General features: G+C 40.5%; 22 protein-coding genes. 10 read left to right on the top strand and 12 right to left on the bottom strand.

The features are described 5' to 3' along the window. Positions 1-58 precede the first annotated feature (58 nt). The gene (gene atpG / locus ACX3PZ_RS09560; RefSeq protein ID WP_459084202.1) at positions 59-925 is read left to right on the top strand and encodes an ATP synthase F1 subunit gamma; all 867 of its coding nucleotides are present in this window, start codon (positions 59-61) and stop codon (positions 923-925) included. Positions 926-1,041: 116 nt separating this feature from the next. Next, complete coding sequence (locus tag ACX3PZ_RS09555) at positions 1,042-2,307, top strand: UDP-N-acetylmuramoyl-tripeptide--D-alanyl-D-alanine ligase (protein ID WP_459112641.1); 1,266 nt, start codon at positions 1,042-1,044, stop codon at positions 2,305-2,307. Here the strand turns inward: ACX3PZ_RS09555 and ACX3PZ_RS09550 are convergent. After that, positions 2,299-2,919: an NUDIX hydrolase gene (locus ACX3PZ_RS09550; RefSeq protein ID WP_459084199.1), complete on the bottom strand. Its 621-nt coding sequence runs from the start codon at positions 2,917-2,919 to the stop codon at positions 2,299-2,301. The genes ACX3PZ_RS09555 and ACX3PZ_RS09550 overlap by 9 nt on opposite strands. A 37-nt stretch (positions 2,920-2,956) precedes the next feature. Between ACX3PZ_RS09550 and ACX3PZ_RS09545 the strand changes: the two genes are divergently transcribed. Then, the gene (locus tag ACX3PZ_RS09545; RefSeq protein ID WP_459084198.1) at positions 2,957-3,343 is read left to right on the top strand and encodes an SRPBCC family protein; all 387 of its coding nucleotides are present in this window, start codon (positions 2,957-2,959) and stop codon (positions 3,341-3,343) included. Positions 3,344-3,459: 116 nt separating this feature from the next. Here the strand turns inward: ACX3PZ_RS09545 and ACX3PZ_RS09540 are convergent, their stop codons facing one another. The 3 genes from ACX3PZ_RS09540 to ACX3PZ_RS09530 all read right to left on the bottom strand — a co-directional run bounded on the left by ACX3PZ_RS09540 (position 3,460) and on the right by ACX3PZ_RS09530 (position 6,477). Then, complete coding sequence (locus ACX3PZ_RS09540; RefSeq protein ID WP_459084196.1) at positions 3,460-4,512, bottom strand: anhydro-N-acetylmuramic acid kinase; 1,053 nt, start codon at positions 4,510-4,512, stop codon at positions 3,460-3,462. Positions 4,513-4,590: 78 nt separating this feature from the next. Next, positions 4,591-5,181, bottom strand: coding sequence for an LPS export ABC transporter periplasmic protein LptC (locus ACX3PZ_RS09535; RefSeq protein WP_459084194.1), 591 nt, complete (start codon positions 5,179-5,181; stop codon positions 4,591-4,593). A 3-nt stretch (positions 5,182-5,184) separates the two neighbouring features. Next, on the bottom strand, positions 5,185-6,477 hold the full coding sequence (locus ACX3PZ_RS09530) for a hypothetical protein (RefSeq protein WP_459084193.1): 1,293 nt from the start codon (positions 6,475-6,477) through the stop codon (positions 5,185-5,187). Positions 6,478-6,644: 167 nt separating this feature from the next. Between ACX3PZ_RS09530 and ACX3PZ_RS09525 the strand changes: the two genes are divergently transcribed. Next, positions 6,645-7,763: a DNA polymerase III subunit gene (locus ACX3PZ_RS09525; protein ID WP_459112640.1), complete on the top strand. Its 1,119-nt coding sequence runs from the start codon at positions 6,645-6,647 to the stop codon at positions 7,761-7,763. 87 nt (positions 7,764-7,850) lie between these two features. On the opposite strand, the gene rplI is transcribed toward ACX3PZ_RS09525, so the two are convergent. The 7 genes from rplI to ACX3PZ_RS09490 form a co-directional block, all read right to left on the bottom strand. Beyond that, on the bottom strand, positions 7,851-8,384 hold the full coding sequence (gene rplI, locus ACX3PZ_RS09520) for a 50S ribosomal protein L9 (RefSeq protein ID WP_459084191.1): 534 nt from the start codon (positions 8,382-8,384) through the stop codon (positions 7,851-7,853). Between the two features lie 56 nt (positions 8,385-8,440). After that, entirely contained in the window at positions 8,441-8,743 is a 303-nt protein-coding gene (gene rpsR / locus ACX3PZ_RS09515; protein WP_459084190.1) for a 30S ribosomal protein S18, read from the bottom strand. Between the two features lie 26 nt (positions 8,744-8,769). Next, positions 8,770-9,111 carry a 30S ribosomal protein S6 gene (gene rpsF / locus ACX3PZ_RS09510; protein WP_459084188.1) on the bottom strand — a complete coding sequence of 114 codons (342 nt, stop codon included), beginning with the start codon at positions 9,109-9,111 and terminating at the stop codon, positions 8,770-8,772. A 146-nt stretch (positions 9,112-9,257) separates the two neighbouring features. Further along, positions 9,258-9,731, bottom strand: coding sequence for a GNAT family N-acetyltransferase (locus tag ACX3PZ_RS09505; RefSeq protein ID WP_459112639.1), 474 nt, complete (start codon positions 9,729-9,731; stop codon positions 9,258-9,260). 91 nt (positions 9,732-9,822) lie between these two features. Beyond that, the gene (locus ACX3PZ_RS09500; RefSeq protein ID WP_459112638.1) at positions 9,823-11,160 is read right to left on the bottom strand and encodes a dihydrolipoamide acetyltransferase family protein; all 1,338 of its coding nucleotides are present in this window, start codon (positions 11,158-11,160) and stop codon (positions 9,823-9,825) included. Between the two features lie 350 nt (positions 11,161-11,510). Then, positions 11,511-12,266, bottom strand: a complete 756-nt coding sequence (gene lipB / locus ACX3PZ_RS09495) for a lipoyl(octanoyl) transferase LipB (protein ID WP_459112637.1) — start codon at positions 12,264-12,266, stop codon at positions 11,511-11,513. Positions 12,267-12,307: 41 nt separating this feature from the next. Beyond that, on the bottom strand, positions 12,308-12,886 hold the full coding sequence (locus ACX3PZ_RS09490; protein WP_459112636.1) for an anthranilate synthase component II: 579 nt from the start codon (positions 12,884-12,886) through the stop codon (positions 12,308-12,310). 161 nt (positions 12,887-13,047) lie between these two features. Between ACX3PZ_RS09490 and lysS the strand changes: the two genes are divergently transcribed. From lysS to ACX3PZ_RS09470, 4 genes are all read left to right on the top strand, one after another. Beyond that, complete coding sequence (gene lysS / locus ACX3PZ_RS09485) at positions 13,048-14,745, top strand: lysine--tRNA ligase (RefSeq protein WP_459112635.1); 1,698 nt, start codon at positions 13,048-13,050, stop codon at positions 14,743-14,745. A gap of 343 nt (positions 14,746-15,088) precedes the next feature. Continuing rightward, on the top strand, positions 15,089-17,023 hold the full coding sequence (gene gyrB / locus ACX3PZ_RS09480) for a DNA topoisomerase (ATP-hydrolyzing) subunit B (protein WP_459084182.1): 1,935 nt from the start codon (positions 15,089-15,091) through the stop codon (positions 17,021-17,023). Positions 17,024-17,161: 138 nt separating this feature from the next. After that, complete coding sequence (locus tag ACX3PZ_RS09475) at positions 17,162-17,965, top strand: RsiV family protein (protein WP_459112634.1); 804 nt, start codon at positions 17,162-17,164, stop codon at positions 17,963-17,965. A gap of 50 nt (positions 17,966-18,015) precedes the next feature. Then, complete coding sequence (locus ACX3PZ_RS09470; RefSeq protein ID WP_459112633.1) at positions 18,016-18,867, top strand: diacylglycerol/lipid kinase family protein; 852 nt, start codon at positions 18,016-18,018, stop codon at positions 18,865-18,867. 4 nt (positions 18,868-18,871) lie between these two features. Here ACX3PZ_RS09470 and ggt read toward each other — a convergent pair whose 3' ends face one another. After that, positions 18,872-20,557, bottom strand: coding sequence for a gamma-glutamyltransferase (gene ggt / locus ACX3PZ_RS09465; protein WP_459112632.1), 1,686 nt, complete (start codon positions 20,555-20,557; stop codon positions 18,872-18,874). Positions 20,558-20,783: 226 nt separating this feature from the next. Between ggt and ACX3PZ_RS09460 the strand changes: the two genes are divergently transcribed. Beyond that, the gene (locus tag ACX3PZ_RS09460; RefSeq protein WP_459084178.1) at positions 20,784-21,737 is read left to right on the top strand and encodes an NAD-dependent epimerase/dehydratase family protein; all 954 of its coding nucleotides are present in this window, start codon (positions 20,784-20,786) and stop codon (positions 21,735-21,737) included. Positions 21,738-22,164: 427 nt separating this feature from the next. Further along, the gene (locus ACX3PZ_RS09455; protein WP_459084177.1) at positions 22,165-23,517 is read left to right on the top strand and encodes a DEAD/DEAH box helicase; all 1,353 of its coding nucleotides are present in this window, start codon (positions 22,165-22,167) and stop codon (positions 23,515-23,517) included. Positions 23,518-23,521 lie beyond the last annotated feature (4 nt).

The raw sequence follows: 23,521 nt of genomic DNA, 5'->3' as shown, positions 1-23,521 counted from the left end.
GACTCAGGTATCGTATCGATGCCTGAGCCTTAACTTATATTAACCATTTAACAAAAGAATGGCAAACTTAAAGGAAATTAGAGGGCGAATTACTTCGATCTCGTCTACAATGCAAATTACAAGCGCCATGAAAATGGTGGCAGCCTCTAAGCTTAAAAGAGCTCAGGATGCTATTGTAATGCTTAGACCTTTTTCGCAAAAATTACAGGAGATTATTGAGAATGTAAATTCAAGTTCGGATCCCGATCAGATTTCTGTGTATGCACAGTCACGTGAGGTGAAACGAATTCTTTATATTCCCATTACTTCGAACAAAGGACTTGCAGGTGCGTTTAACTCTTCGATTATCAAAGAGCTAAATAGTTTACTAACTAGGAATGCATCGAAAGAAATCGAAATCCTTGCAATTGGTAAAAAGGTATACGATTCCGTTCGGAATTCTAAAAAAGTTTTCGACAACCAAAGCCCGCTTTTGGATCATTTGAGTTTTGATTCGGTTGCAGGGGTAGCGGAAGTGGTCATGAATGAATTCCTCGAAGGGAATTTTGATGAAGTGCACATTGTGTACAATCAGTTCGTGAATGCAGCCACTCAAGTGGTGCAAACCGAGCAACTTCTACCTATCTCCATGCCAGAAGTTAGTGAAGAAGGAGAGAGCGAAACCGATTATATCTTTGAGCCAAATAAAAGTGAGATTTTGGACAATCTAATCCCTAGATCGATTAAAACTCAACTTTTCAAAGCGATTTTGGATTCCTTAGCCTCTGAGCACGGAGCCCGAATGACGGCCATGCACAAAGCGACGGACAACGCGCAGTCCTTGAAAAATGACCTTGTGATTTATTACAACAAGGCAAGACAAGCTGCAATTACCAATGAAATTTTAGAAATTGTATCGGGAGCGGAAGCGCTTAAGAATTCGTAGTACAATTTACTCTTATATAAAGGCATTAAATCAAACCCGATTTAATGCCTTTTTTATTTTAGGGAGAATTTAAGTTGGGGGTTTCGTATTTAAGGGAAGTTAAGTATTTTTGACCTATGAATGTACAGGAGTTTTATAGTCTTTTTAAGCAGTGTGAGAAGGTGACAATCGATAGTCGTACGGTGGAGAAAGGAGATCTCTTTTTTGCATTTTCTGGTGAAAACTACGATGCGGGAAAGGAAGCAGCAAATGCGATTAAGAAAGGAGCACTCGGTGTTATTGTGGAGCGGAAGCAGTATGAAGATGCAGAAAACCAGGTGTTTTATGCAAACAGTACCCTTCAATTTTTGCAGGATTTAGCTCTATACCATAGAGAGCAATTGTCAATTCCTATTATTGGACTTACAGGGAGCAATGGGAAAACGACCTCTAAGGAACTTTTAAGTTCTGTACTTCAAATGAAATTTAATGTGCAGTATACAAAAGGAAATCTCAACAATCACATTGGAGTTCCCCTTACTCTTTTGTCTATTCGAGACGAGCACGAAATAGCCGTGGTCGAAATGGGGGCAAATCACAAACGTGAAATTGAATTTTTATGCACGCTTTCAAAACCAACCATTGGATACATTACTAATTTCGGGAAAGCGCATTTAGAAGGCTTTGGGGGCTTTGAGGGCGTAATTGAAGGAAAGAGTGAACTCTATACTTATATTAAAGAAAATGGAGGTCTACTCGTGATCAATACGGACGATTCTATTCAAGTTGAGAAGTCTAATGGCTATACTTCGCTTTTAAGGTTTGGTTCCCAAGAGAAAGAGTACCGTTTTGAAAAAGTGGTTCAAGATCATTTTATAGGACTTAAGTATAAGCAAATGCAATTTCTGTCAAAACTCACGGGAGATTATAACTTCTCAAATCTAAGTGCAGCTGTCACTTTAGGGCTTTATTTTGGAATTAAGTTTGAGCAGATTTCTACTGCGATTGAATCCTATGAGCCTTCCAATATGAGATCTCAGGTGGTGAAAAAGGAAGATCGAACCCTCGTCCTTGACACGTACAATGCAAACCCGAGCAGTATGAAAGTAGCCCTGGAAAACTTTAAATCCTTTGAAGGCTCGAAAGCCATTATCATTGGAGACATGCTAGAGTTAGGCCGCGAAAGTGAGAAGGAACATAAGGAGATTTTAGAATTCGTCAAGAGCCTTTCTTTTCAGCAGGTTCTCACGGTCGGCCGTGAGTTTAGCAAAGTAAATCCCAACGGATTTTTAAGCACTTCAGAGCTGGCCACATGGCTTGAATCTAATCCTATCAAAGCGGATGCGATCCTATTAAAAGGATCGAGAGGAGTGGCACTCGAAAAATTAATACCTTTATTGTAGCGTAGGATCGGGTAGTATCCCACCCTGAGTCAGGATTAACTCAATGTTTTTAAATGTACTAGGAACGACCTCACTCAGGAGTTCTTTTTGCGATTTCCACTCTGCTTTGGTAATGCCTTCTTCAGCTTGTGGAATAGGGGACTTACTGCCGAGATAACTCATATGAAACCAATAGGTGGTTTTTAAGATGCGAGTACCCGAACGTTCAGTATAGGTGTGAAACGTACTGTTAATAAACTCTTCGAGCACGAGTTCTTGCAAAGAGGTTTCTTCCTCTACTTCCCGAAGTGCCGCTTGTTCCAAGGATTCTCCTTTTTCAATTTTCCCTTTTGGTAGATCCCATTTTCCGAGTCTATGGATGCAGAGAATTTCCTCGCGTTGGTTTTTCACCAGTCCACCTGCAGCTTCAATGACTTTGAACATGTGGGTGAAATCTTCCCAAATTTCTTCTAAATCTTCTCCGTAAACATTAATTTCGGGGCAGGAGGTATTTTCGAGGAGATCAATTGCAATCTCAAGAGTAGCAAAGCCTTCAAACCTAAGGTTTTTTTCAATGTCATAGGGATACCTACTTAAAGTAAGGCTTTTTTCGTTGATAAAAACTTTATACATTTGCAAGGCTTTTAATTAATCTTGCAAAAATATAAAAATGAATCTAGAAGGAAGAAAAATTACAATTAATAAATCCGTTAATGAGTTAATGGAGCTACTTAAAAACCCATCGGATTATGAGCAGTTGATGCCCGAAGGACTCCAAAAGTTTGAAACTCGTGGAGACGGTTTTAAATTTGGATTAAAAGGAATGCCTGAAATTGCCCTTAAAATTGATTCGGTGACGCCGGAGAAAGTAGCCTTGGTATCGGCAAGTTCTAGTTTAGATTTTGCTCTGAATGGAATGATGAATGCTGTAAATGAGAACCAAACAGAAGTTCAATTGCTTTTTGAAGGGAAGTTCAATCCTTTTATTAAGATGATGGTGGAAAAACCGCTTCAAAATTTCATTAATTCCTTGACTGATAAATTAGAGCAATTGTAAGGCAAGAAACGCTTAGATTTACTTAAGCTCTAATTCCGATATAAGAAAGTACCCGCAAGGGTGCTTTTTTAGTTTGAGTCATCAAGTATAAGTCGGTGGGTTTGAACGGTCCTTTTCTAGATTAAAAGTCCGCTGCTGTGGTCTTCTGTACTTCCGGTGACAGAACAAAGGACATTGTTCTCGCCTCGTAATCTTAAAACCCCCATAAAGGCAAAGATTAATGCTTCTTTAAATTCAACTAACTCCCGAGGGGGTAGGGTGAGAGTTTTGCCTGAGAAAGCCTCGGTTTGTTCTAGCAAATAGAGATTGTAGGCTCCTCCTCCTGTAATTAAAATCTTCTGCAAGTCATTTTGCTTTAAAACTTGAGACAGTTGCATGGCAGCATGTTTTGTAAAAGTGCTGATTGCATTCTCTGGATTTAAACCCACAAGCAAAGGGAAAATGTTTTTCTCTGCCCATTCCCTCCCTAAAGATTTAGGACCTTTCTTTTGATAATAATCGAGCGCATTTAGCTGATCGAGTATTGAAGAGTTTATTTGGCCCTCTCGTGCTATATTTCCTTCTGGATCGTAGGGTTTGGATAGTAGGTTTGCAAAATGATTTAGGACTATGTTTAAAGGTCCTATATCAAAAGCAATCCGTTTGTTTTCTTGCACAAAAGAAATGTTTGAAAACCCTCCAAGATTGAGACAGGCATCGTAGGTAGGAAAAAGCAATTGATCTCCGATAGGGACTAGGGGAGCTCCTTGCCCTCCCATAAGGACATCCTGGCTTCTAAAATCATACACTACGGGCAAAGGATTTAGCACTTTGATTGCACGGCCCTCACCGATTTGATACGTGAACCCGAGTTGAGGCTGGTGAAAAACCGTATGACCGTGCGAAGCGATCAAATCCACTGGACTTGCACCTAGGTTTTCGCGAAACTCCTTTGTTTTTTCTCCTAAATAAAATCCATATCTAGAATTAAGTTCTAGTAGAGATTCCGCATTCAAGTTTAGGGCATTTTTTAATTGGGTTTGCCAGGTAGGCGAATAAGGAAGCGTGGCCGTTTTTAAGATTTCGTATTCCCAAGGAAGATCGAAGGGTTTGGTAAATCGAGCATAGCATAGGTCAAGTCCGTCAAGACTTGTACCAGACATAAGACCGATGGCGTAATAATGCTGCACTTTGCTACTTTTAGTGATTCTTGTGGGCGATTGAGACCCCAAGTTAAAGATATTTAAAGAACTAAAGAAAAAAGAGCTCTATTTTCCTGCTTTGGGAATCTCCGTTGCGGGGAAACTTCCTGAATTGTTTGTAAAGGTATATTCTGAGAAATCATCTTTGGCTACCATTCCATTGGCTCCTACAAGCATAGAGCCGTCCTTGTCGGAAACGTAAACTGTGTCCGAGGTGTACATTTTTTGCTTGCGCCGATCCCAGTAAATAGATTGCATCGCAAAACTTTGGCCTTCGCTGGTGATGATTTTTACATTTCCTTTTGCCGTGTAAAACTGTCTTAGTTCGTTAAAACGAGCATAATCAGACCATATTTTGCCCGGTATCTTTGGGTTTTTTTTATCAAAATATTCCAGGTAAATTCCTTTGGTCGCCTCAATGTATGGAGAATCTATGTATTCGTATTTTTCGATGATTGGAGCTCTAAATCGAAGGTTGATTTGGCCACTGTCTCTACGAACAATGTCGGCATTGTAGAGAATCTGGGAAGCAAAATTGGGAGTTTTTTTGGCAGGTGTTTCTGCGATCGATTCGTCGCAGGATTGAGGAATAAAAAATATAGCACACCCAAAGAGGATGGCTATATTTTTAGAGTATTTCCCGAGGCCTAAGCACATGGGTTAATCGTATTGTCTTTTTTGGAACCACTTGTCGGCAAAATTAAGTCCGATTCTTAGGTTAACAAAGGTTTGGCTGATCATGTTGTTGTCCATTGTTCCTCGTTTTCCAATTTCCACACCTACGTCCATGCCGTTTAAACGGTTCACATTAGCATTGGCGAAAGGCAAGAACATCCCGCCAGTAACCGCAAATTTATTAACGTTGGTGGCGCTCGTTGAATTTTGAGGAGATAGGCTTAAATCTCCTTTTTCGTAGTAAGCACCAAATCGGTAGGTTACACGGGAGAAATAATTTCTAAAGTTGTTATAGTTAGGTAGAATCCAACCCCCTGCAGATACTCGGTAAGAATCTTGGTAAGCAAATGGATGTCCGACAAAATCAATGGTTTCTCCTTTTTTGTAGTCGATCTGACCACTGTAGAACCATTTCCCATCTTTTCCGTATCCAAGTCCTAAGGAGGCTTCTTGAGGTAATAGGTTGGTATCGTTACTTGTTCTTTGTTCAATGATGGATTCATTCAGATGCTCATCGGAAGCCGCATAGTAGTAGGTGCTGTTCTTGTACCTAGCTAGTAAATCTCCGGTCGTACCAAAGGTATAGGTGGCTCCAACGGTAATCTTTTTGTCGTTTTCTAATTTCTTCTGGTAGGTAGTTCCCGCTGTAAAGTTAAAAGAACTGATTCGGCTACTGGTTTCGAATCCACTAATCAACTCAGCATTCGAGTAGGTTAGCTCTTCAATGTCGTATAGTTTCCCAAAATAATAGTTGGTTCTTAATCCAAGGGCGAAGGCATCTGTAATGTTGTAAGACAAGGCAGCTTGCACAGTAGAAAGGGTTCCTTTACCATGGAAGCGGTTCGCTTGCACGACATCATTTTCTAGAGGTGTGTTTACTAAGATGTCGTAATTTTTAGAACTGTAAGGTTGGTAGCCTAGTCCAAATTTCACTTTCGGAGAAATCGGAAAGGCTAATGAAATATTAGACAAATAAGTCGAATGCTTCGTGGATTTACCGTCTTGGTAATTGCTCTTGAAGTAGTTATTCTCATTGCTCGCCTCGATAGTGAAAGAGGTAAGTCCCAGATTTGCGTTCGCTGCCGGGTTTGAGAAATTAAACTTGTTGTTGAAATCGTTGATGTACGCGGTGGAAATTCCTCCCATAGCGGCGATATCGATTGTGTTGTCGTATTTGATATCTCCAATTCCAAAAGCGGCATACGGCGTGTTTCCGATGGTTTGTGCAGAAATGCTCGCTCCCAATGCTATGAAAGACAGTACAAAAATTCTTTTCATTCTAGTTATATAAGTTCAGAAAGCAAATATCCTAATTATTACTGAAATCTGAAAATTTAGCGCCGTTAAAGTTTGTTAAGTGCAAAAGTTTTCTTTTGCCGTCTACTTGCGCAGTTGGAGCGAAATTAGGGAGATTAGATTTAAGAGATTTCAGTATATTTGAACCAATGAATTGGGAAGATATTGTAGGTCAACAAAAGACCATTGAGCAACTTCGCGCTTCCATAAAGGATGGACGCGTAAGTCATGCGCAACTGTTTGTAGGAAAGATGGGGTATGGCACCCTTGCTTTGGCTCTCGCTTTTGCAAGAGAGATCCTCGGAAGTCAAACGCAAAACGGAGCCTCCAAGGTGGAGAGTCTCAATCATGTGGATCTGCATTTTAGTTTTCCTGTTTTCTCAGAGAAGGATAAAACGGTAAGTAGCCGTTTGTATAATGAATTTCGTGAGGTTATACTAACCAATCCCTATGTGGATTATATTGATTGGATAGAGCAGTTTGACAAAAGTGCACAGTTTTATATTTCCGTGAAGGAAGTGGAAGCCCAAATCGAAAAGTTCAATCTGAAAAGTTTAGAGGGAGGAAGTAAGATCCTTATTGTGTGGGGAACGGAGAGAATGAATAGGGAGGCTGCAAATAAATTTTTAAAGTTTTTAGAAGAGCCTCCAAAAGACACCTATATACTCCTGTTGGCAGAATCTCTCGATGATTTCTTACCCACGATTCTCTCGAGGACTCAAATCGTGGAGATTCCACCGATCGAATCCAGTGCACTTTCAAACTATTTAGAGACGCACAGTTCACTGGATTATGCCCGGCGAGAGGCATTGCTTTTCAAAGCGCAAGGAAATTTGCGAGAGCTTCAAAACCTGATGGATGCTCAGCACAATGGATCCGAATTTGAGGCCCTGTTTATCCAGTGGGTTAGAGAGGCATTTCAAGTTAGAAAAAAACCAGAGATGCTACGGAATGTGATTTTGTGGGCACGTCAAATCGCAGAGTGGAAGATCGAAAAGCAATTGCGCTTTTTGCAGTATTGTGCAGACACTTTTCGACTTGCTTTGCTTCAGAATTATGGGAATTCGGAGTTGGTTTATCAGAAGATTACCGAAGGAACCTTTCAGTGGGAAAAGTTCTCACAGTTTATCCACGGTGCGAACATTGAGGATATTTTAATTCAAATTAGTGAAGCCGATTTTCATTTAAAGCGCAACGGCAATCAAAATATTGTGTGGACCGATTTGGGAATTAAACTTTCTCGCTATATCCACCGAAAAGCGCAATAAGAGATACGAAATAGAGATATATTGAATAAAATAAAATAGCCCGAGTTAAAAACTCGGGCTATTTTTAGGTATAAAGTAAGCTTTTAATTAAGCTTCTTTTTCTTCTGTTGCTTCTGTTTCAGTTTCTTTTGCTTTTGCTGGTTTTTCCGCTGCTTTTGGAGCCACGACTACCGGAGCATCAGAAATTACGTCGAATTCATAGTTGTACTCAACATCTCTGTGCAATCTTACTAAAGCGCTGAATTTACCAGTTCTTTTGATTGTATTCCCAGGAATTTTGATGTATTTTCTATCGATTTCAACACCTTTTTTAGCAAGTTCTTCAGAAAGATTTGCGTTGTTGATTGAACCGAATAATTTATCTCCCGATCCCACTTTAGTTTCGATCGTAAGAGAAGTTTTCTTCAATTGTTCGATTTTACCTTGAGCGTCTGCAACTAATTTTGCTTCTTCTTCTTTTCTAGATTCAAGCGTAGCTGCTAGAGTCGCTTTGTTTTTTGGAGTGGCTAGTAAAGCGACTCCTTTTGGTAGTAAGAAGTTTCTTGCATACCCTGGTTTTACCGATACGATATCGAATTCAAGGCCTAAGTTTTCAACGTCTTGTTTTAGAATAATGTCCATTGTTGTCCTTTTTGTTTTTAAAGTTAGGTGCGCTATGCAACCAACAATTGTTAATGTTATTTAAGCATGTCTACCACGTATGGCATAAGTGCTAAGTGTCTTGCTCTTTTGATTGCAGCAGATACTTTTCTTTGGTATTTTAAAGAAGTACCTGTGTAACGTCTTGGTAAGATTTTACCTTGTTCGTTTACGAATTGAATAAGAAAATCTGCATCTTTATAATCTACGTGCTTGATTCCGAATTTTTTGAATCTACAGTATTTTTTTTCAGATTTCGTATTGATATCAACAGGAGTTAAAAATTTAACTTCTGATTCACCTCCTGCGGAGGCTTGTTTTGCCATGTCGTCAATTGCCATTGTAATAGATTTTTAAGGGTGAAAAATTAAGCTCTTGCAGATTTGTTTTTAGCCCTTCTTGTAACGGCGTATTCAATTGCATGCTTGTCAAGTTTTGTAGTAAGGTAACGAATTACTCTTTCGTCACGTTTGAAAGCAGTTTCTAAATCTGCTACTACAGTTCCTTCTCCTTTGAATTCGATCAAAGTGTAGAACCCGTTCTTTTTAAGTTGGATCGGGTAAGCTAATTTTTTAAGTCCCCAGTTTTCTCTGGTTACAATTTCGCAGTTGTTTGACTTAAGTAAGTCTTCAAATTTTTTCACTGCTTCCTCCACCTGAGCATCAGATAGAACGGGAGTTAAAATGAAAACAGTTTCGTAGTTGTTCATAATGTTAATATAATTGATAAATATTTCGAGGTGCAAAATTAGTTATAAATTCTTAATCGCACAAAGTTTCTTTGCATAATATGAATTATTTCGCAGGTTTTTACCTTTTATGCGTAAGACTTAGGGAAGAGAGAGGGAGTAAAGGATCAGATTTTCGCTAAATCCTCAATTTGAGACTCCGTTAGGCGATATACATCCCACTCTTCCATGGCAGAAGCACCTAAGGATTTGTAGAAGGCGATCGAAGGAGAGTTCCATTTGAGTACGGACCATTCCATACGTCCACACCCTTTGTTTTTCGCTCTTTGGGCTAGTTCTTTCAAAACCTTCTTGCCGTAGCCTTTGTTTCGATGCTGCGGTTCAATATATAAATCTTCTAAATAGAGACCGGGTTTGCCGACAAAGGTGGAGAAATTAAAAAAGTAGAGTGCGAAACCAATTGCAATTTGGTTTTCTTCTACTATAATGACATGTGCATACGTGAAATCGAACAATTGCTTTTCCAGTTCTTCGGGCGAAGTGCGCACGTCGTTTTCCATCTTTTCATACTGTGCTAATTTTTTAATTAGTTCGAAAATTAGAGTGGAATCTTCTTTTTTTGCGTCTCGTAAGTTTAACATAAGAATGAAGTCTAAGGTGATAAGCGAAAGAGATACTGCCTTACGGTTAGGAAAGGCAGTAGGGTTTTTATTCTTTAAGGATAAGAGGGGATTAAACCTCCGTATTCATATCCCAGTTTTCTAAATAATCGTTTACGTGCTTTAAGAATAGGCCTCCAAGAGAGCCATCTACCACACGGTGGTCGTAAGAGTGCGACATAAACATTAATTGACGAATCGCAATTACATCTCCGTCTGGAGTTTCTAAGACCGCTGGTTTTTTCACAATCGCACCAATGGCCATAATCGCTACTTGAGGTTGTGGTATAATAGGGGTTCCCATTAGGTTTCCAAAACTTCCGACGTTTGAAATGGTATAAGTGGCTCCCTGCGTGTCTTCAGGTCTAAGCTTTTTAGCTCGAGCTCGGCTTGCAAGGTCATTAATGGCTTTTGCTAGTCCAGACAAGGACAGCTGATCTGCATTTTTAATGACAGGAACAATCAAATTCCCATCCGGCATGGCCGTGGCCATACCAATGTTGATGTTCTTCTTTTTAATGATTTTATCACCATCCACAGAAACATTGATCATTGGGAAGTCTTGAATGGCTTTCACAATGGCCTTCACGAAAATAGGCATAAAGGTAAGTCGTTCTCCTTCTCTTTGTTCAAAGAGGGCTTTGTTTTTCGCTCTCCATTTCACCACGTTTGTTACATCGGTTTCAATAAAGGACGTGACGTGTGGAGAAATACGTTTGCTATTTACCATGGCCTCTGCGATGATCTTGCGAACGCGGTCCATAGGGATGATTTCATCTCCTGCGCCCACGGGAATAGGGGCTGTTTTCACAACTGGACTTGCAGGTGCTTTTGCGGCAGCTGGTGCTGAACTAGGTGCGGAATCTTTCGATTCTGCTCTCTTTTCACCTCGAGTGGAAATGTACTTTAAAATATCTTCTTTTGTAATTCTTCCCTCGAGTCCTGTTCCTTGCACAGATTCAAGTTCGCTTGCTTCTATTTTTTCTTGTTCCGCTATGGCTTTTACCAGAGGGGACAGGTATTGTCCTTTGCTTCCTTCCGTATTTTTAGCGCTACTTAATGGTTTTTCAAGTTCCTTAATCTCTTCTTCATTTAAACTTGGGATTTGCGTTTTTACCTCTTCGATCGGTTTTTGCTCCTGCGTTTGCTCTGCTTCGATGGAATTCCCTCCTTCGGTTTCTAGTATAGCAATGGCTTCGCCTACCTTTGCGATTTCGTCCTTCTGCTTAAGAATTTTGATTATTTTTCCTGAAACGGGGGTTGGGACATCCGAGTCCACTTTATCCGTCGCTATTTCCACTACGGAATCGTCTTCTCCAACTTGATCTCCTTCGTTAAATAACCAAGTGATAATTGTGGCTTCCATGACGCCTTCGCCCATGCTTGGAAGTAATAATTTGTATTCTGCCATTTTTTTCGATTTTGGAATTTTACAAATATATAAATTTTCAGTTATAAAAATTGTGAAATTAATAATTCACAAAAGATTGTCTTTATTTTTAAATTTGAAGCAATTCGGAAATAAGGAATTGCAATAGATGTAGGCGTGGAGAGTTCAATTTAAAAACGGTTTTTCTTCTCAAAAATAGAAGGCAAAAAAAGTTGGAGATTTGAGCAGAAGGTGCCTAAAAATGAACGCTGGAGTTCCTGTATCGCATTCTTAAAATAAAAGAAGCAGGCACTGAAAATCGAAGTTTTATGGCCTGCTTTAAATTGCGGATCGGAAGGAATGTCTTTTTGGAAAGATTCAGAAAAATACAATCAAATCTCAGTTGACTTTGAGTGCTGCTCTGAGTAAAGCAGGAATTCCGACCCAAAAACATCATTAAAATGTTTTTGAATTTTTTCTTTAACTTCCGCGATTTCCTCTAAGGTAAATTCCTTCTCAAGTTCTCTTTGTAAAGAGGTCACGGCTTTGTCTTTAATGCCGCAAGGAATGATGTATTCGAAATAGCGCAAATCTGTATTGACATTGAGGGCAAAGCCATGCATGGTGACCCATTTGGAGGTCTTCACTCCCATTGCGCAGATTTTACGAGCAAACGGTCTTCCCACATCAAGCCAAACTCCGGTTTCTCCCTCGCTACGTTCTCCTTTTAAACCGTATTCTGCGATGACCCGAATAAGGACCTCTTCCAAATTGCGCATGTAGAGATGGATATCCGATTTGAAATTGTCAAGATCTAGAATAGGGTAGCCCACAATTTGACCAAATCCATGGTAGGTGATATCACCTCCACGGTTCGTATGGACGAAGGAGGCATTAATTTGCTTCAATTTTTCTTGGTCAATCAGCATATTGTGCTCATCGCCACTTTTCCCAAGGGTATAGACATGAGGATGCTCCACGAAAAGGAAATAGTTTGGAGTGGTTTCCTGGATTCCGTCGGTGCGATCTCGGTTTTTTAATTTTAAATCAATAATGGATTTCATGAGGGTTTCTTGATACTCGAAGGCATCAGGGTAATCCATTACTCCTAGGTCTCGAAAGATAAGTTCTTTATTTTGGGTTGTCATATTCGCTATTTTGGGAACAAATTTATGAAAATTATAGTATGCTATGAATACGAATTGAGAAGGAAGTTGCTCACAATCGCTTTGCCTTCTGGGGTGAGAATGCTTTCAGGATGGTATTGTACGCCGTGTAAATCGTATTTTTTGTGTTGCAAAGACATAAGGGTTCCGTGCTCATCTTCGGCTGTGATTTCTAAGTCTTCAGGAAGGGTATGGGGATCCACTGTCCAACTATGGTAACGTCCTACACGGATTGAATTGGATAGGTTTTTATAAAGTTTCGCTTCTTGCCTAGTGATATTTATCTGGGTTGAAATTCCATGGTATACTTTCTCCCCATTTCGTAAACTTCCCCCAAAACTCTCCGCAATTGCCTGCATGCCTAGGCAAACACCTAGAATCGATTTTTCCTTATAAAACTCTTTAATTACCTCTAAAAGTGAACCGGCCTCTGAGGGGATTCCATGTCCTGGGGAGAGCACTATTTTATCGAACTTTTTTATAAGCTGTGAACTTAATTCATCGTTTTTCACAACGGTAATTCGCTGCTCAAGTATCCTTTCTATAAGCTGGGCGAGATTATAGGTAAAGCTATCGTAATTGTCAATAAGTAATACTTTCACTTTTAAAAATAGAAGCAAATCTAAGAATTAGATTGCAAGAGGCAAAAGGACTCATGGAATTCATTTTAATTCTTAAGGGAAATTAAGGCGTGGATACTTCGGTCTAAACGACTCGACATCCGTAAATTTTCCCTATTTTTGCATTCTCAAAATTCTTAACTATGTCATTATCAGAACAGGAAATTATCCGACGTGAAAAACTACAAAAACTAGGTGCGATGGGAATCGAAGCATTCCCAGCTGCAGAATATAAAATCTCCCATTCTACCAAACAGATTAAGGAGTCTTTTGAACCGGGTCTTTCTGTGAGTGTAGCAGGTCGATTAATGTCTAGACGTATACAAGGAAAGGCAAGTTTTGCCGAACTTCAAGATTCTGAAGGAAGAATTCAGGTCTATTTCAATCGGGACGAAATCTGTCCAGGAGAAGACAAAACCTTGTACAATGAGGTTTATAAACATCTCCTTGATATTGGAGATATCATCGGGATTAAAGGAGAGCTTTTTAAAACTCAAGTAGGCGAAATGACCCTGATGGTGAAAGAATTTACGCTTCTTGCTAAAGCACTGCGTCCTATACCCCAAGCAAAAACGGATGAAAATGGGGTCACGCACGATGCATTTAACGATCCAGAACTTAGATACCGCCAACGTTACGTGGATTTAACCGTAAATCCGCATGTAAAAGAGGTCTTTATAAAACGAACCAAAGTGTATAACGCAATGCGTTATTTCTTTAATAAGGCGGGTTATTTTGAAGTGGAGACTCCGGTATTGCAAGCGATTCCAGGAGGAGCTGCGGCAAGACCTTTTACGACGCATCACAATACACTAGATATTCCACTGTATTTACGAATTGCGAATGAACTCTATTTAAAGCGATTGATTGTCGGTGGTTTTGAAGGGGTTTACGAGTTTGCAAAGAATTTCCGGAACGAAGGAATGGATAGAACCCATAATCCAGAATTTACCATTATGGAAATCTACGTGGCCTACAAGGATTACAACTGGATGATGGACTTTACGGAGCAATTCCTAGAGTTTTGTGCTACAGAAGTGAATGGGGAACCCCAGTCCACTTTTGGTGAACATCAAATTTCTTGGAAAGCACCTTACCCTAGAGTTTCTATGACGGAGGCAATTTTAAAATATACAGGTTTTGATATTACAGGGAAAAGTGAACAAGAACTTCGTGAATTCGCTCAGTCCATTGGGATTGAAGTGGACGAAAGCATGGGGAAAGGGAAATTAATTGACGAGATTTTTGGCGAGAAATGCGAAGGGAATTTCATTCAGCCTACCTTCATTACAGATTATCCCGTAGAGATGTCGCCGCTTACGAAAAAGCACCGATTCAAAGAAGGGCTAACCGAGCGTTTTGAATTAATGGTATGCGGAAAAGAACTTGCCAATGCCTATTCGGAACTAAACGACCCAATAGATCAAAGAGAACGATTTGAACAGCAGCTGTCCCTTTTAGAAAGAGGAGACGATGAGGCGATGTTCATTGATCAGGACTTCTTAAGAGCCCTCGAGTATGGAATGCCTCCTACGGCAGGACTTGGAATTGGGATGGACCGACTCGTTATGTTTTTGACAAACAATCAATCGATTCAAGATGTCCTATTCTTTCCACAAATGAGACCAGAAAAGGTGACCCCGACCGTAGAGCTAGGAGAGGACGAAACTCTCATTCTAGATCTTCTTAAAAAGGGACCGGAAAGCCAACCTTTGCAAGATCTTAAAGTGGCAAGCCAATTGTCAGGTAAAAAATGGGACAAAGCCACCAAGCTGCTTACCAAAAATAATCTCATTAAGATTGAAAAAATCGAAGAGGTATTAACAGCCACTCTCGTTTAAAATAAAATCAATAGTACGAACTGCTTCCTTGGGGAAGCAGTTTTTGTTTGTAGTGATCTCTTTTTTCTATTTGAAAGGATATTGGTGAAAAAACGATAGGTTCCTTTTTTCAACTTGTAAGGGATTTGGGATCTGAAAAGCACAAGAAAGAGGCCTATAAAATGAAAAGCTTGAGAGGAGGCTACTGCTTTTATCACATTTGTTTTGATATTGCCTTATTCAGGTCTAATTTTCCTTTGAAAAAAGCAATATTTTTCGTAAATTTGCTAGTCTTTGCATTTGAAAATGAAAGGCGAAGTAGACGAAAAAAGTTTAGTAATAAATTTAGGTTTTTAAATAGAATATGAGTCAAAAACAATATACAGCAAGCAGTATCCAAGCCCTTGAGGGGATGGAGCACGTGAGGATGAGACCCTCGATGTACATCGGCGATGTCGGTGCAAGAGGTCTACACCATTTGGTTTATGAAGTGGTCGATAACTCTATCGATGAGGCGCTAGCTGGACACTGTGATCGAATTGAAGTGGAGATTCATGAAGGGAATGGAGTTCTCGTGACCGACAACGGTCGAGGAATTCCTGTAGACTTTCACGAAAAGGAGCAAAAATCCGCCTTAGAGGTGGTTATGACTAAAATTGGTGCCGGAGGGAAATTTGATAAAGATTCCTACAAAGTATCCGGAGGACTTCACGGAGTAGGGGTTTCTTGTGTGAACGCTTTGTCGAACCAGTTAATTGCCACCGTTCACAGAGACGGAAAGATATACGAGCAAGAATATTCGCAAGGTAAAGCCTTAGCGGATGTAAAAGAAATTGGAACGGCCGACGATACAGGAACTACTGTGTTTTTTCAGCCAGACGATACCATCTTTCAGGAATTAGAATACAATTACGATACCCTAGCCACGCGTCTGCGTGAGCTTGCTTTCTTAAATAGAGGAATTACCATCACGCTAACCGACCAAAGAGAGAAGTTAGAAGACGGCAGTTACAAATCCGAAATTTTTCATTCGGAAGGAGGGCTAAAAGAGTTTGTTGAATACATCGATGGGAACCGTGAATCCATCATGGACAGTGTGATTTTCATGGAAGGGTCAAGAGATGACATCCCTGTGGAAGTAGCCATGCGTTACAACACGTCTTTTAATGAAAACTTGCACTCTTATGTAAACAACATTAATACCCACGAGGGGGGAACCCATCTTACAGGGTTTAGAAGAGCCCTTACGAGAACTCTTAAAAAGTTTGCAGATGAACTTGGACTTCCTGCCAAAGAAAAGGTAGAAATTACAGGGGATGACTTTAGAGAAGGTCTTACTGCAATTATTTCTGTCAAGGTGATGGAGCCTCAATTTGAAGGGCAAACCAAAACCAAATTAGGAAACTCGGAGGTGGCCGGTGCGGTGGATAAAATCGTCGGTGAAATGCTTACCAATTTCCTTGAAGAAAATCCAAACGAAGCCAAGCTAATTGTCCAAAAAGTAGTTTTGGCAGCCAAAGCAAGGCAAGCTGCGAAGAAAGCTCGGGAAATGGTTCAACGTAAATCTCCTTTGGGGGGATCTGGACTGCCTGGGAAATTAGCGGACTGTTCTTCAAAAGATCCTGTGATTTCTGAATTGTTCCTTGTCGAGGGAGATTCTGCAGGGGGAACCGCCAAGGCGGGTCGGGACCGACATTTTCAAGCGATTCTACCTTTGCGTGGGAAGATCTTAAATGTGGAGAAATCGATGCTTCATAGAGTGTACGACAACGAAGAGATTAAAAACATTTATACTGCGTTAGGCGTTTCTGTAGGAACTGAGGAAGATAGCAAAGCTCTGAATTTGAACAAACTTCGTTACCATAAAGTGGTGATCATGACCGATGCCGATGTCGACGGTGCGCATATTTCGACCCTGATTCTGACCTTCTTCTTCCGCTATATGAAAGAATTAATTGAACATGGGTATGTGTATATTGCTTCTCCACCGTTATACCTCGTTAAAAAAGGAAACAAAAAGCATTATGCTTGGGATGAGAAAGAAAGGGAAGAAAGAACCCTCGAGATAGCACCAGACGGGAAAGGAGTAGATATACAACGATACAAAGGTCTTGGAGAAATGAACGCAGAACAACTTTGGGATACGACAATGAATCCTGAATCTAGAACTTTAAAACAAGTGACCATTGACAATGCGGGGGAAGCAGATCGCGTCTTCTCTATGCTAATGGGAGATGAGGTGCCTCCACGTCGTGAGTTTATCGAGAAAAATGCAAAATATGCAAAGATCGACGTCTAAGATTTTGTCTTGTATGTTAAAACGATTGAATACAATGCTCTGCCTCGCGCAGAGCATTGTTTTTTTTCATTCGAATAGCCTTATTTTTTTGGAGCATTATTTGTATGACTTAGAAGGAAACCGAAATAAAAAATAAATATGAAATCAATCTTTATCTCCGCATTTGCACTAGGTATTGCCCTAGTGTCCTGTACGAAAACTTCTACCAGTGAAACCAATCAAGCCAGCGATACTCTCGCTGTCATGGACCAAAGGATCGAGTTTGCTTACGATTCTCTTGTCGCTATGGACTCCCTCAATGTGAGTGATTCTGTGAGTGCGAAATTCAAGCAAAAAGTACTTGTGTTTACAGGACTTGATAAGCCTGTCCTGGATAGCTTATACAAATCAGAGCTTTACGATAGCATTGCACCGGATGTCGCGTATTCAAGACCCGAAGTACAAAGCCTACTAGAAGAAAGAAAAAGTCAGTATTATACCCAGACCAAAGCCGATGTTTTGGACTTTAGACCCGGCTCTCGTCAAGTTTGGGATCGAGTCTCTGAAATGAATGTGGTAGGAAATGAGAACGGATACCTTACGGTCCATTATACGGGGTACGGGTATACAGGAGGTGCGCATGGATACGCCTACGATTTGTATAAAGTGGTCGACATCGAAAATCAGAAAAGAGTAGAATTAAAAGACATCGTGGCACTCGACAAAGTAGATTGGAACAAGATACTTCTAAAAGAAGCGGACGAAAGAAAAGAAAATTTCTTTGAGCCTGAGAAATTGTCTTACAACAAGAATTTTTTCTTCGATGAGAAAGGACTTAGCTTTACCTACAACCAGTACGAGATTGCAGCCTATGTGTATGGCATCATAACAATCACGGTTCCGTACGCGGCTATTTCTTCAGCTCTTACTCCTGAGTTTAAAGAGAGAATGGGAATTCAGTAGTAGGGTTGATCTTACTTAAAAATATCAAGTAAAAATCGTACTTTCCACCCATGGATCGCACCGTATTTATTATCAATCCGTTTTCGGCCAAAAGGCAGTCGGAATTGTTTATCAAAAAGCTTAAAACAAAGGTAGACCCTTTGCATTACTACCTTTCTGAGTCGGTCGAAAAGACCGCTGAGTTTATTTTGGAAACGAAAGATCAGTATGACGTGTATGTGGCCGTCGGAGGGGACGGCACCATTGCGTCAGTGGCCAAAAGTTTAGTGCACTCCTCTAAAATATTAGCGGTGTTTCCAGCAGGATCCGGCAATGGGTTTTCGAATGAAACACACTTTAATACGAACCTGGAGGTGCTCTTGCAAAAACTTAAGGCGCGTAAGAGCCGTAAAATTGATACCTTTAAAATAGGTCCATATTTGTCGATCAACGTGTCTGGAGCAGGATTAGATGCCCGCGTTGCAAAAGAATTTGAAAACACAACCCGAGGGTTTAAAAATTACATTAAAGTCACGCTTAAAACTTTTTTCAATTACCGCCCAATTCATGTGGTTTTCCATACGAAGGAGTTAGTGAAATACAGTGGAGAATATATGATGCTCAATCTAGCTAATACTCGGCAATTTGGTAATTTCGCGTACATAGCGCCGAAAGCAAGCAAAAGCGATGGTCTTGTCGATCTCGTACTGGTTAAGAAATTCCCATTACCGTACACCCTATTGTTTGCTTTTCGATTGTTTACCAAAGCCTTGAAACAAGACTCCTATCTAACCTACGTTCCCATATCAAAAGCGGAGTTCTCCCTAGATACCACGGTTTTTCAAATGGATGGCGAATTTGTAGAACTGAATTCACCCATAGAGATTGAAGTCTTGCCTCAGAGTTTGAATATTCTGATTTAATCCTTTATTCTCGTGAAACGGAATCGTCTCCTCGAGAGTCAGCAACCCCTACGGCGCTTCCATCTTCTTGTACCGCTATGATTTCAGTTCTGCCGATCTGGTTGACCGTTTTAAATACATAATTCTTGGATTCTAGAACCTTTAAAGGCGCTGTATTAAATCCTTTTTCTACTTGCACCGATTCGGGTAACCATTGGTGGTGGAATTTCGGTGCATTTACGGCGCGGTTTGGAGAAAGTTTAAAATCAATCAATCCGACAATTGTTTGGTACACGGAAGTGGGTATTGTAGTGCCCCCGGGAGTTCCTACCACTAAAAAGGGTTTGTTATCTTTTAAAACGATAGTGGGTGTCATAGAAGAAAGCATCCGTTTGCCAGGTTCAATCGCGTTGGCTGCGCCTCCCACAGCACCAAACATATTGGGAACACCGGGTTTGATGGAGAAATCGTCCATTTCATTATTGAGTAGAAACCCCGTTCCTGGCGCGATGACTTTGCTTCCATAAAGTCCGTTTAATGTGGTGGTCACAGACACGGCATTGTGATCCCGATCGAGGATGGAGATATGCGTGGTTTCCGTGCTTTCTGCAGGCTGCTTAATAATTTCTCCCACCTCCGCACTTGGTGTGGCCAAAAGGGGATTGAACGACTTCCATCGTTCTTTCAGATAGCTCTGTGAAATAAGACGCTCGGTGGGATCTTTGACAAAAGCTGGATCCCCCATAAATTCTGCTCGGTCTGCGTACGCGCGACGCTGCGCTTCAATCATAACCTGCATGGCTTCTGGCGATTGAAAACCCATTTGATCTAAATGGGCAAAGGAGCTCATTCTTAGCATTTGAGCTAAAAGAATTCCGCCGCTAGAAGGCAGGGGCATGGTGAGTATTGAGTATCCTTTATAGTCGAACTCCAAAGGAGTTCTAAAGACTACTTTATAATTTTTCAGATCGTCAAGAGATAATATTCCTTTTTGCAACTGAACTCCTTTTGCGACCTTTTCAGCGGTCGCTCCCTCATAAAAACCTTTGGCTCCCTCTTTCTTTATTAACTTTAACGTGGTGGCTAGATTTTTCTGAATCAAAATGTCGCCTGGCTTCCAAGGCTCTTTTTTCACCAGAGCAATGGGATGAGAGTTGTGTTTTATAAATTGCTCGCGATGTGCATTGAGTAAATCTGCTTCCCTTTTGGTGATGGCAAATCCTTTTTCGGCAAGTTCAATGGCAGGGTCGATTAGTTTTTCCATCGGCAAGTTTCCATAGGGAAGGGTTGCAAACATACCCGCAACAGAACCGGGAATGCCGATGGCTAGACCTCCGTCTTGAGACAAGCTCGTGTCCGCATTTCCGCTTGAATCCAAATACATGTCCTTTGTGGATTTTTCGGGCGCTGTTTCTCGAAAATCAATTGTGAATTTTTCACCTGTGTTTTTCATTCCAACCAAAAAACCACCGCCGCCAAGATTCCCCGCCTGAGGATAAACTACGGCAAGAGCCAGTTGCGTAGCAATGGACGCATCGAATGCGTTCCCTCCCTCTCGAAGGATTTTGGCTCCCACTTCGCTTGCTAGCGGATGGGCGGAGACGACTAGCCCTTTGTTTTTTACATGGATTTCCTTGTAGATCGTATGCTCAGTGGCCTGTCCAAAGGCGAGAGTAGAAACAAGGGTGAAGAGAAAAAGTAATTTTTTCATGAATTCAAATCGTTTTTAATCGCTTCTAAGGAGAAACGGATGGATAAAGATAAGAAGAAGTTTGAAAAAGGTATTAAAAAAAGGCAAAATCCAAAAAGCAGTGGTTTTTCTGGACAGATCGGGTTGAAATCATCGCCTACATAAGGCTTTGAAAGGTTTTGCTTTTTTTATAGGGCGTAATTTTCTACTTTTGTAAGAATAACTAATCAATTAAACTAATCCCCCGATGCAGGAAAAAATTCTTATTACAGGCGCTTTAGGTCAGATAGGTACAGAACTTACCAACCGTTTGGTTAGCCTGTACGGAAAAGAAAATGTAGTCGCTTCTGGTCTTGATCGATTCGACAAAAATTTGACCTCCGCAGGCTTTTACGAGCGAATGGACGTGACCAATACCCAACTCATGCGACAAGTGATCCAGGAATATGAAATCACAACCGTATACCATTTAGCATCCTTGCTCTCGGGAACTTCCGAAAAACAACCTTTGTTTGCGTGGAAGCTCAATTTGGAGCCGCTCATTAATTTATGCGAAATGGCCAAAGAAGGACTTCTTAAAAAGATATTTTGGCCGAGTTCCATTGCTGTTTTCGGAAAAGGAATTCCCAAAACAGACGTAGGACAAGACGTAGTGCTCAATCCAACCACGGTTTATGGAATTTCTAAACTGGCAGGAGAGAAATGGTGTGAGTATTATTTTGACAAGTACGGAGTGGATGTACGAAGTATACGGTATCCAGGTCTTATCTCTTGGAAAACCCCAGCAGGAGGAGGAACGACAGATTACGCAGTAGAAATATTCTACGAAGCGGTTGAAAATGCAAAGTACACGTCCTTTATAAAAGAAGATACGGCGATGCCCATGCTGTACATGGACGATGCAATCAATGCTACTCTTCAGTTAATGCAAGCCGAAAAAGAATCCCTTAGCGTGAGAACTTCTTATAATCTCGGAGGGATGTCCTTTACACCGGCGGAACTTGCAGAGGTGATCAAGAAAGAAATTCCTGAATTTGAGATTTCTTACAAACCTGATTTCCGACAAGAGATTGCGGACTCTTGGCCTGCTTCCATTGATGACCGTACTTCGAAAGAGGATTGGGGACTTCACTATGAATTTGGCATTGAAGAAATGGCTAGCGACATGATCAAAAACTTAAGGAATAAACTTAAAAAGTAATCCAAAATATACTTTAAGTACTCAAAAGTAAAATATTAAAAATCAGTTAATTAATAGAATTAACTGATTTTTACTTTAAGTAATGATAGTTTGTGTAAGGAATTTAATTTTAGCTCATCGTTTTGCCAAAACCTGCAATTTTAGACTCTTTTGTTTACCGTATTTTTGTGCATTTCTCACAGCATTTATGTTCTTGCAGGGCAAGCTTTTTTATTCATTTTAGGATTTCCAGTGGAAATTTATCCTCTGCAAATGACAAGGGATTGCGTTGAGGTTGAAAGATTCTTTTGCAAGTTTGATGGGCTTTGTTGTCGATATTATTTTTCAGAGTAAAACCAAATCAATCCTTTTTAAGGAAATACCTTATCTTTGCCGAGTAAAACATGAGAGAAGAACTGCACAAGTTCTTTTTTTTTAACTCTACTCCATGAATTTAACTTTCGCCGATTTCGATTTACCAGAGAAAATATTAGATGTTCTTGCGGATCTCGAACTTTTTGAACCCACACCCATCCAGACAAGAAGTTTCAAACCGATCTTATCGGGAAGAGACGTGATGGGCATTGCGCAAACCGGAACGGGGAAAACCCTAGCGTATTTACTACCTACTCTCAAACAGTGGAAGTATAACAAAAACGGCAATCCTACACTGCTTATTCTGGTTCCTACAAGGGAACTAGTGGTTCAAGTCGCTGAAATTGTTGAGAATTTAACTCAAAATTTATCGGCAAGAGTCATTGGGATTTATGGAGGTAAGAACATAAATACGCAGAAGAAGTTATTTAATACGGGCTGTGATATTTTAGTTGGAACTCCAGGACGGGTGATGGATTTAGCGATTGACAATGCAATTTCGCTAAAAGAGGTCCAAAGACTGATCATTGATGAGTTCGACGAGATGCTTAATTTAGGTTTTAGACCGCAGCTTACGCATATCTTCGAAATGATGCGAGAAAAAAGGCAAAACATCCTCTTCTCAGCTACCATGACGGAAGCTGTAGATGATATGCTTGCCGAATATTTTGCGGGTCCAATGGAAATCTCACTGGCTAAATCAGGAACACCGCTCGAAAAAATTGAGCAAAGCGCCTACAAAGTAGAGAATTTCAATACGAAATTTAATCTCCTAAAGCATTTGCTTGAAACGAGCGAGGATCTTTCCAAGGTTCTTATATTCACGAATAACAAAAGACACGCAGACCTTCTATTTTCTAAAATAGAGGAAGTATTGCCGGAAGAATTTGATGTAATCCACTCCAACAAATCTCAAAATTATAGGCTTCGAGCCATGAAACGCTTTGAGGATCAAGAAGTAAGAGGGTTAATTACTACGGATGTTATGGCTAGAGGGCTTGATATCTCGGACATTACCCACGTAATCAACTTTGAGGTTCCTGCAGTACCCGAGCAGTACATTCACAGAATTGGACGTACGGGTCGTGCCGATAAAGATGGGAAAGCCATTACGTTTTATACCAAAAAAGAAGAGCCGCAGCTTCTTGAGATCGTGGTTCTAATGGACAAAGAACTCCTCGAGATGGAATTTCCAAAAGAAGTAAAAGTAAATCCGAAGAAAATCGCATCCGAAGAGGACGAAGTCAAAATGAAGAATGCGCACACGGTGAAAATACAAGAAGGAGGTGGCGCCTTTCATGAAAAAAAGGAAAAGAACAGGAAAATCAACCTAGGAGGTCCAAGCAAGCGTAAAGTCCCAAAATCCAAACCCGGTGCAAACCGTGCACAGGCCAAAGCAAAATCCAAAGCAAATAGGAAAAAATAATTCC

It is taken from the genome of Chryseobacterium sp. A321 (genome assembly GCF_054489265.1).
This window is presented reverse-complemented; position numbering and strand designations above follow the sequence as displayed.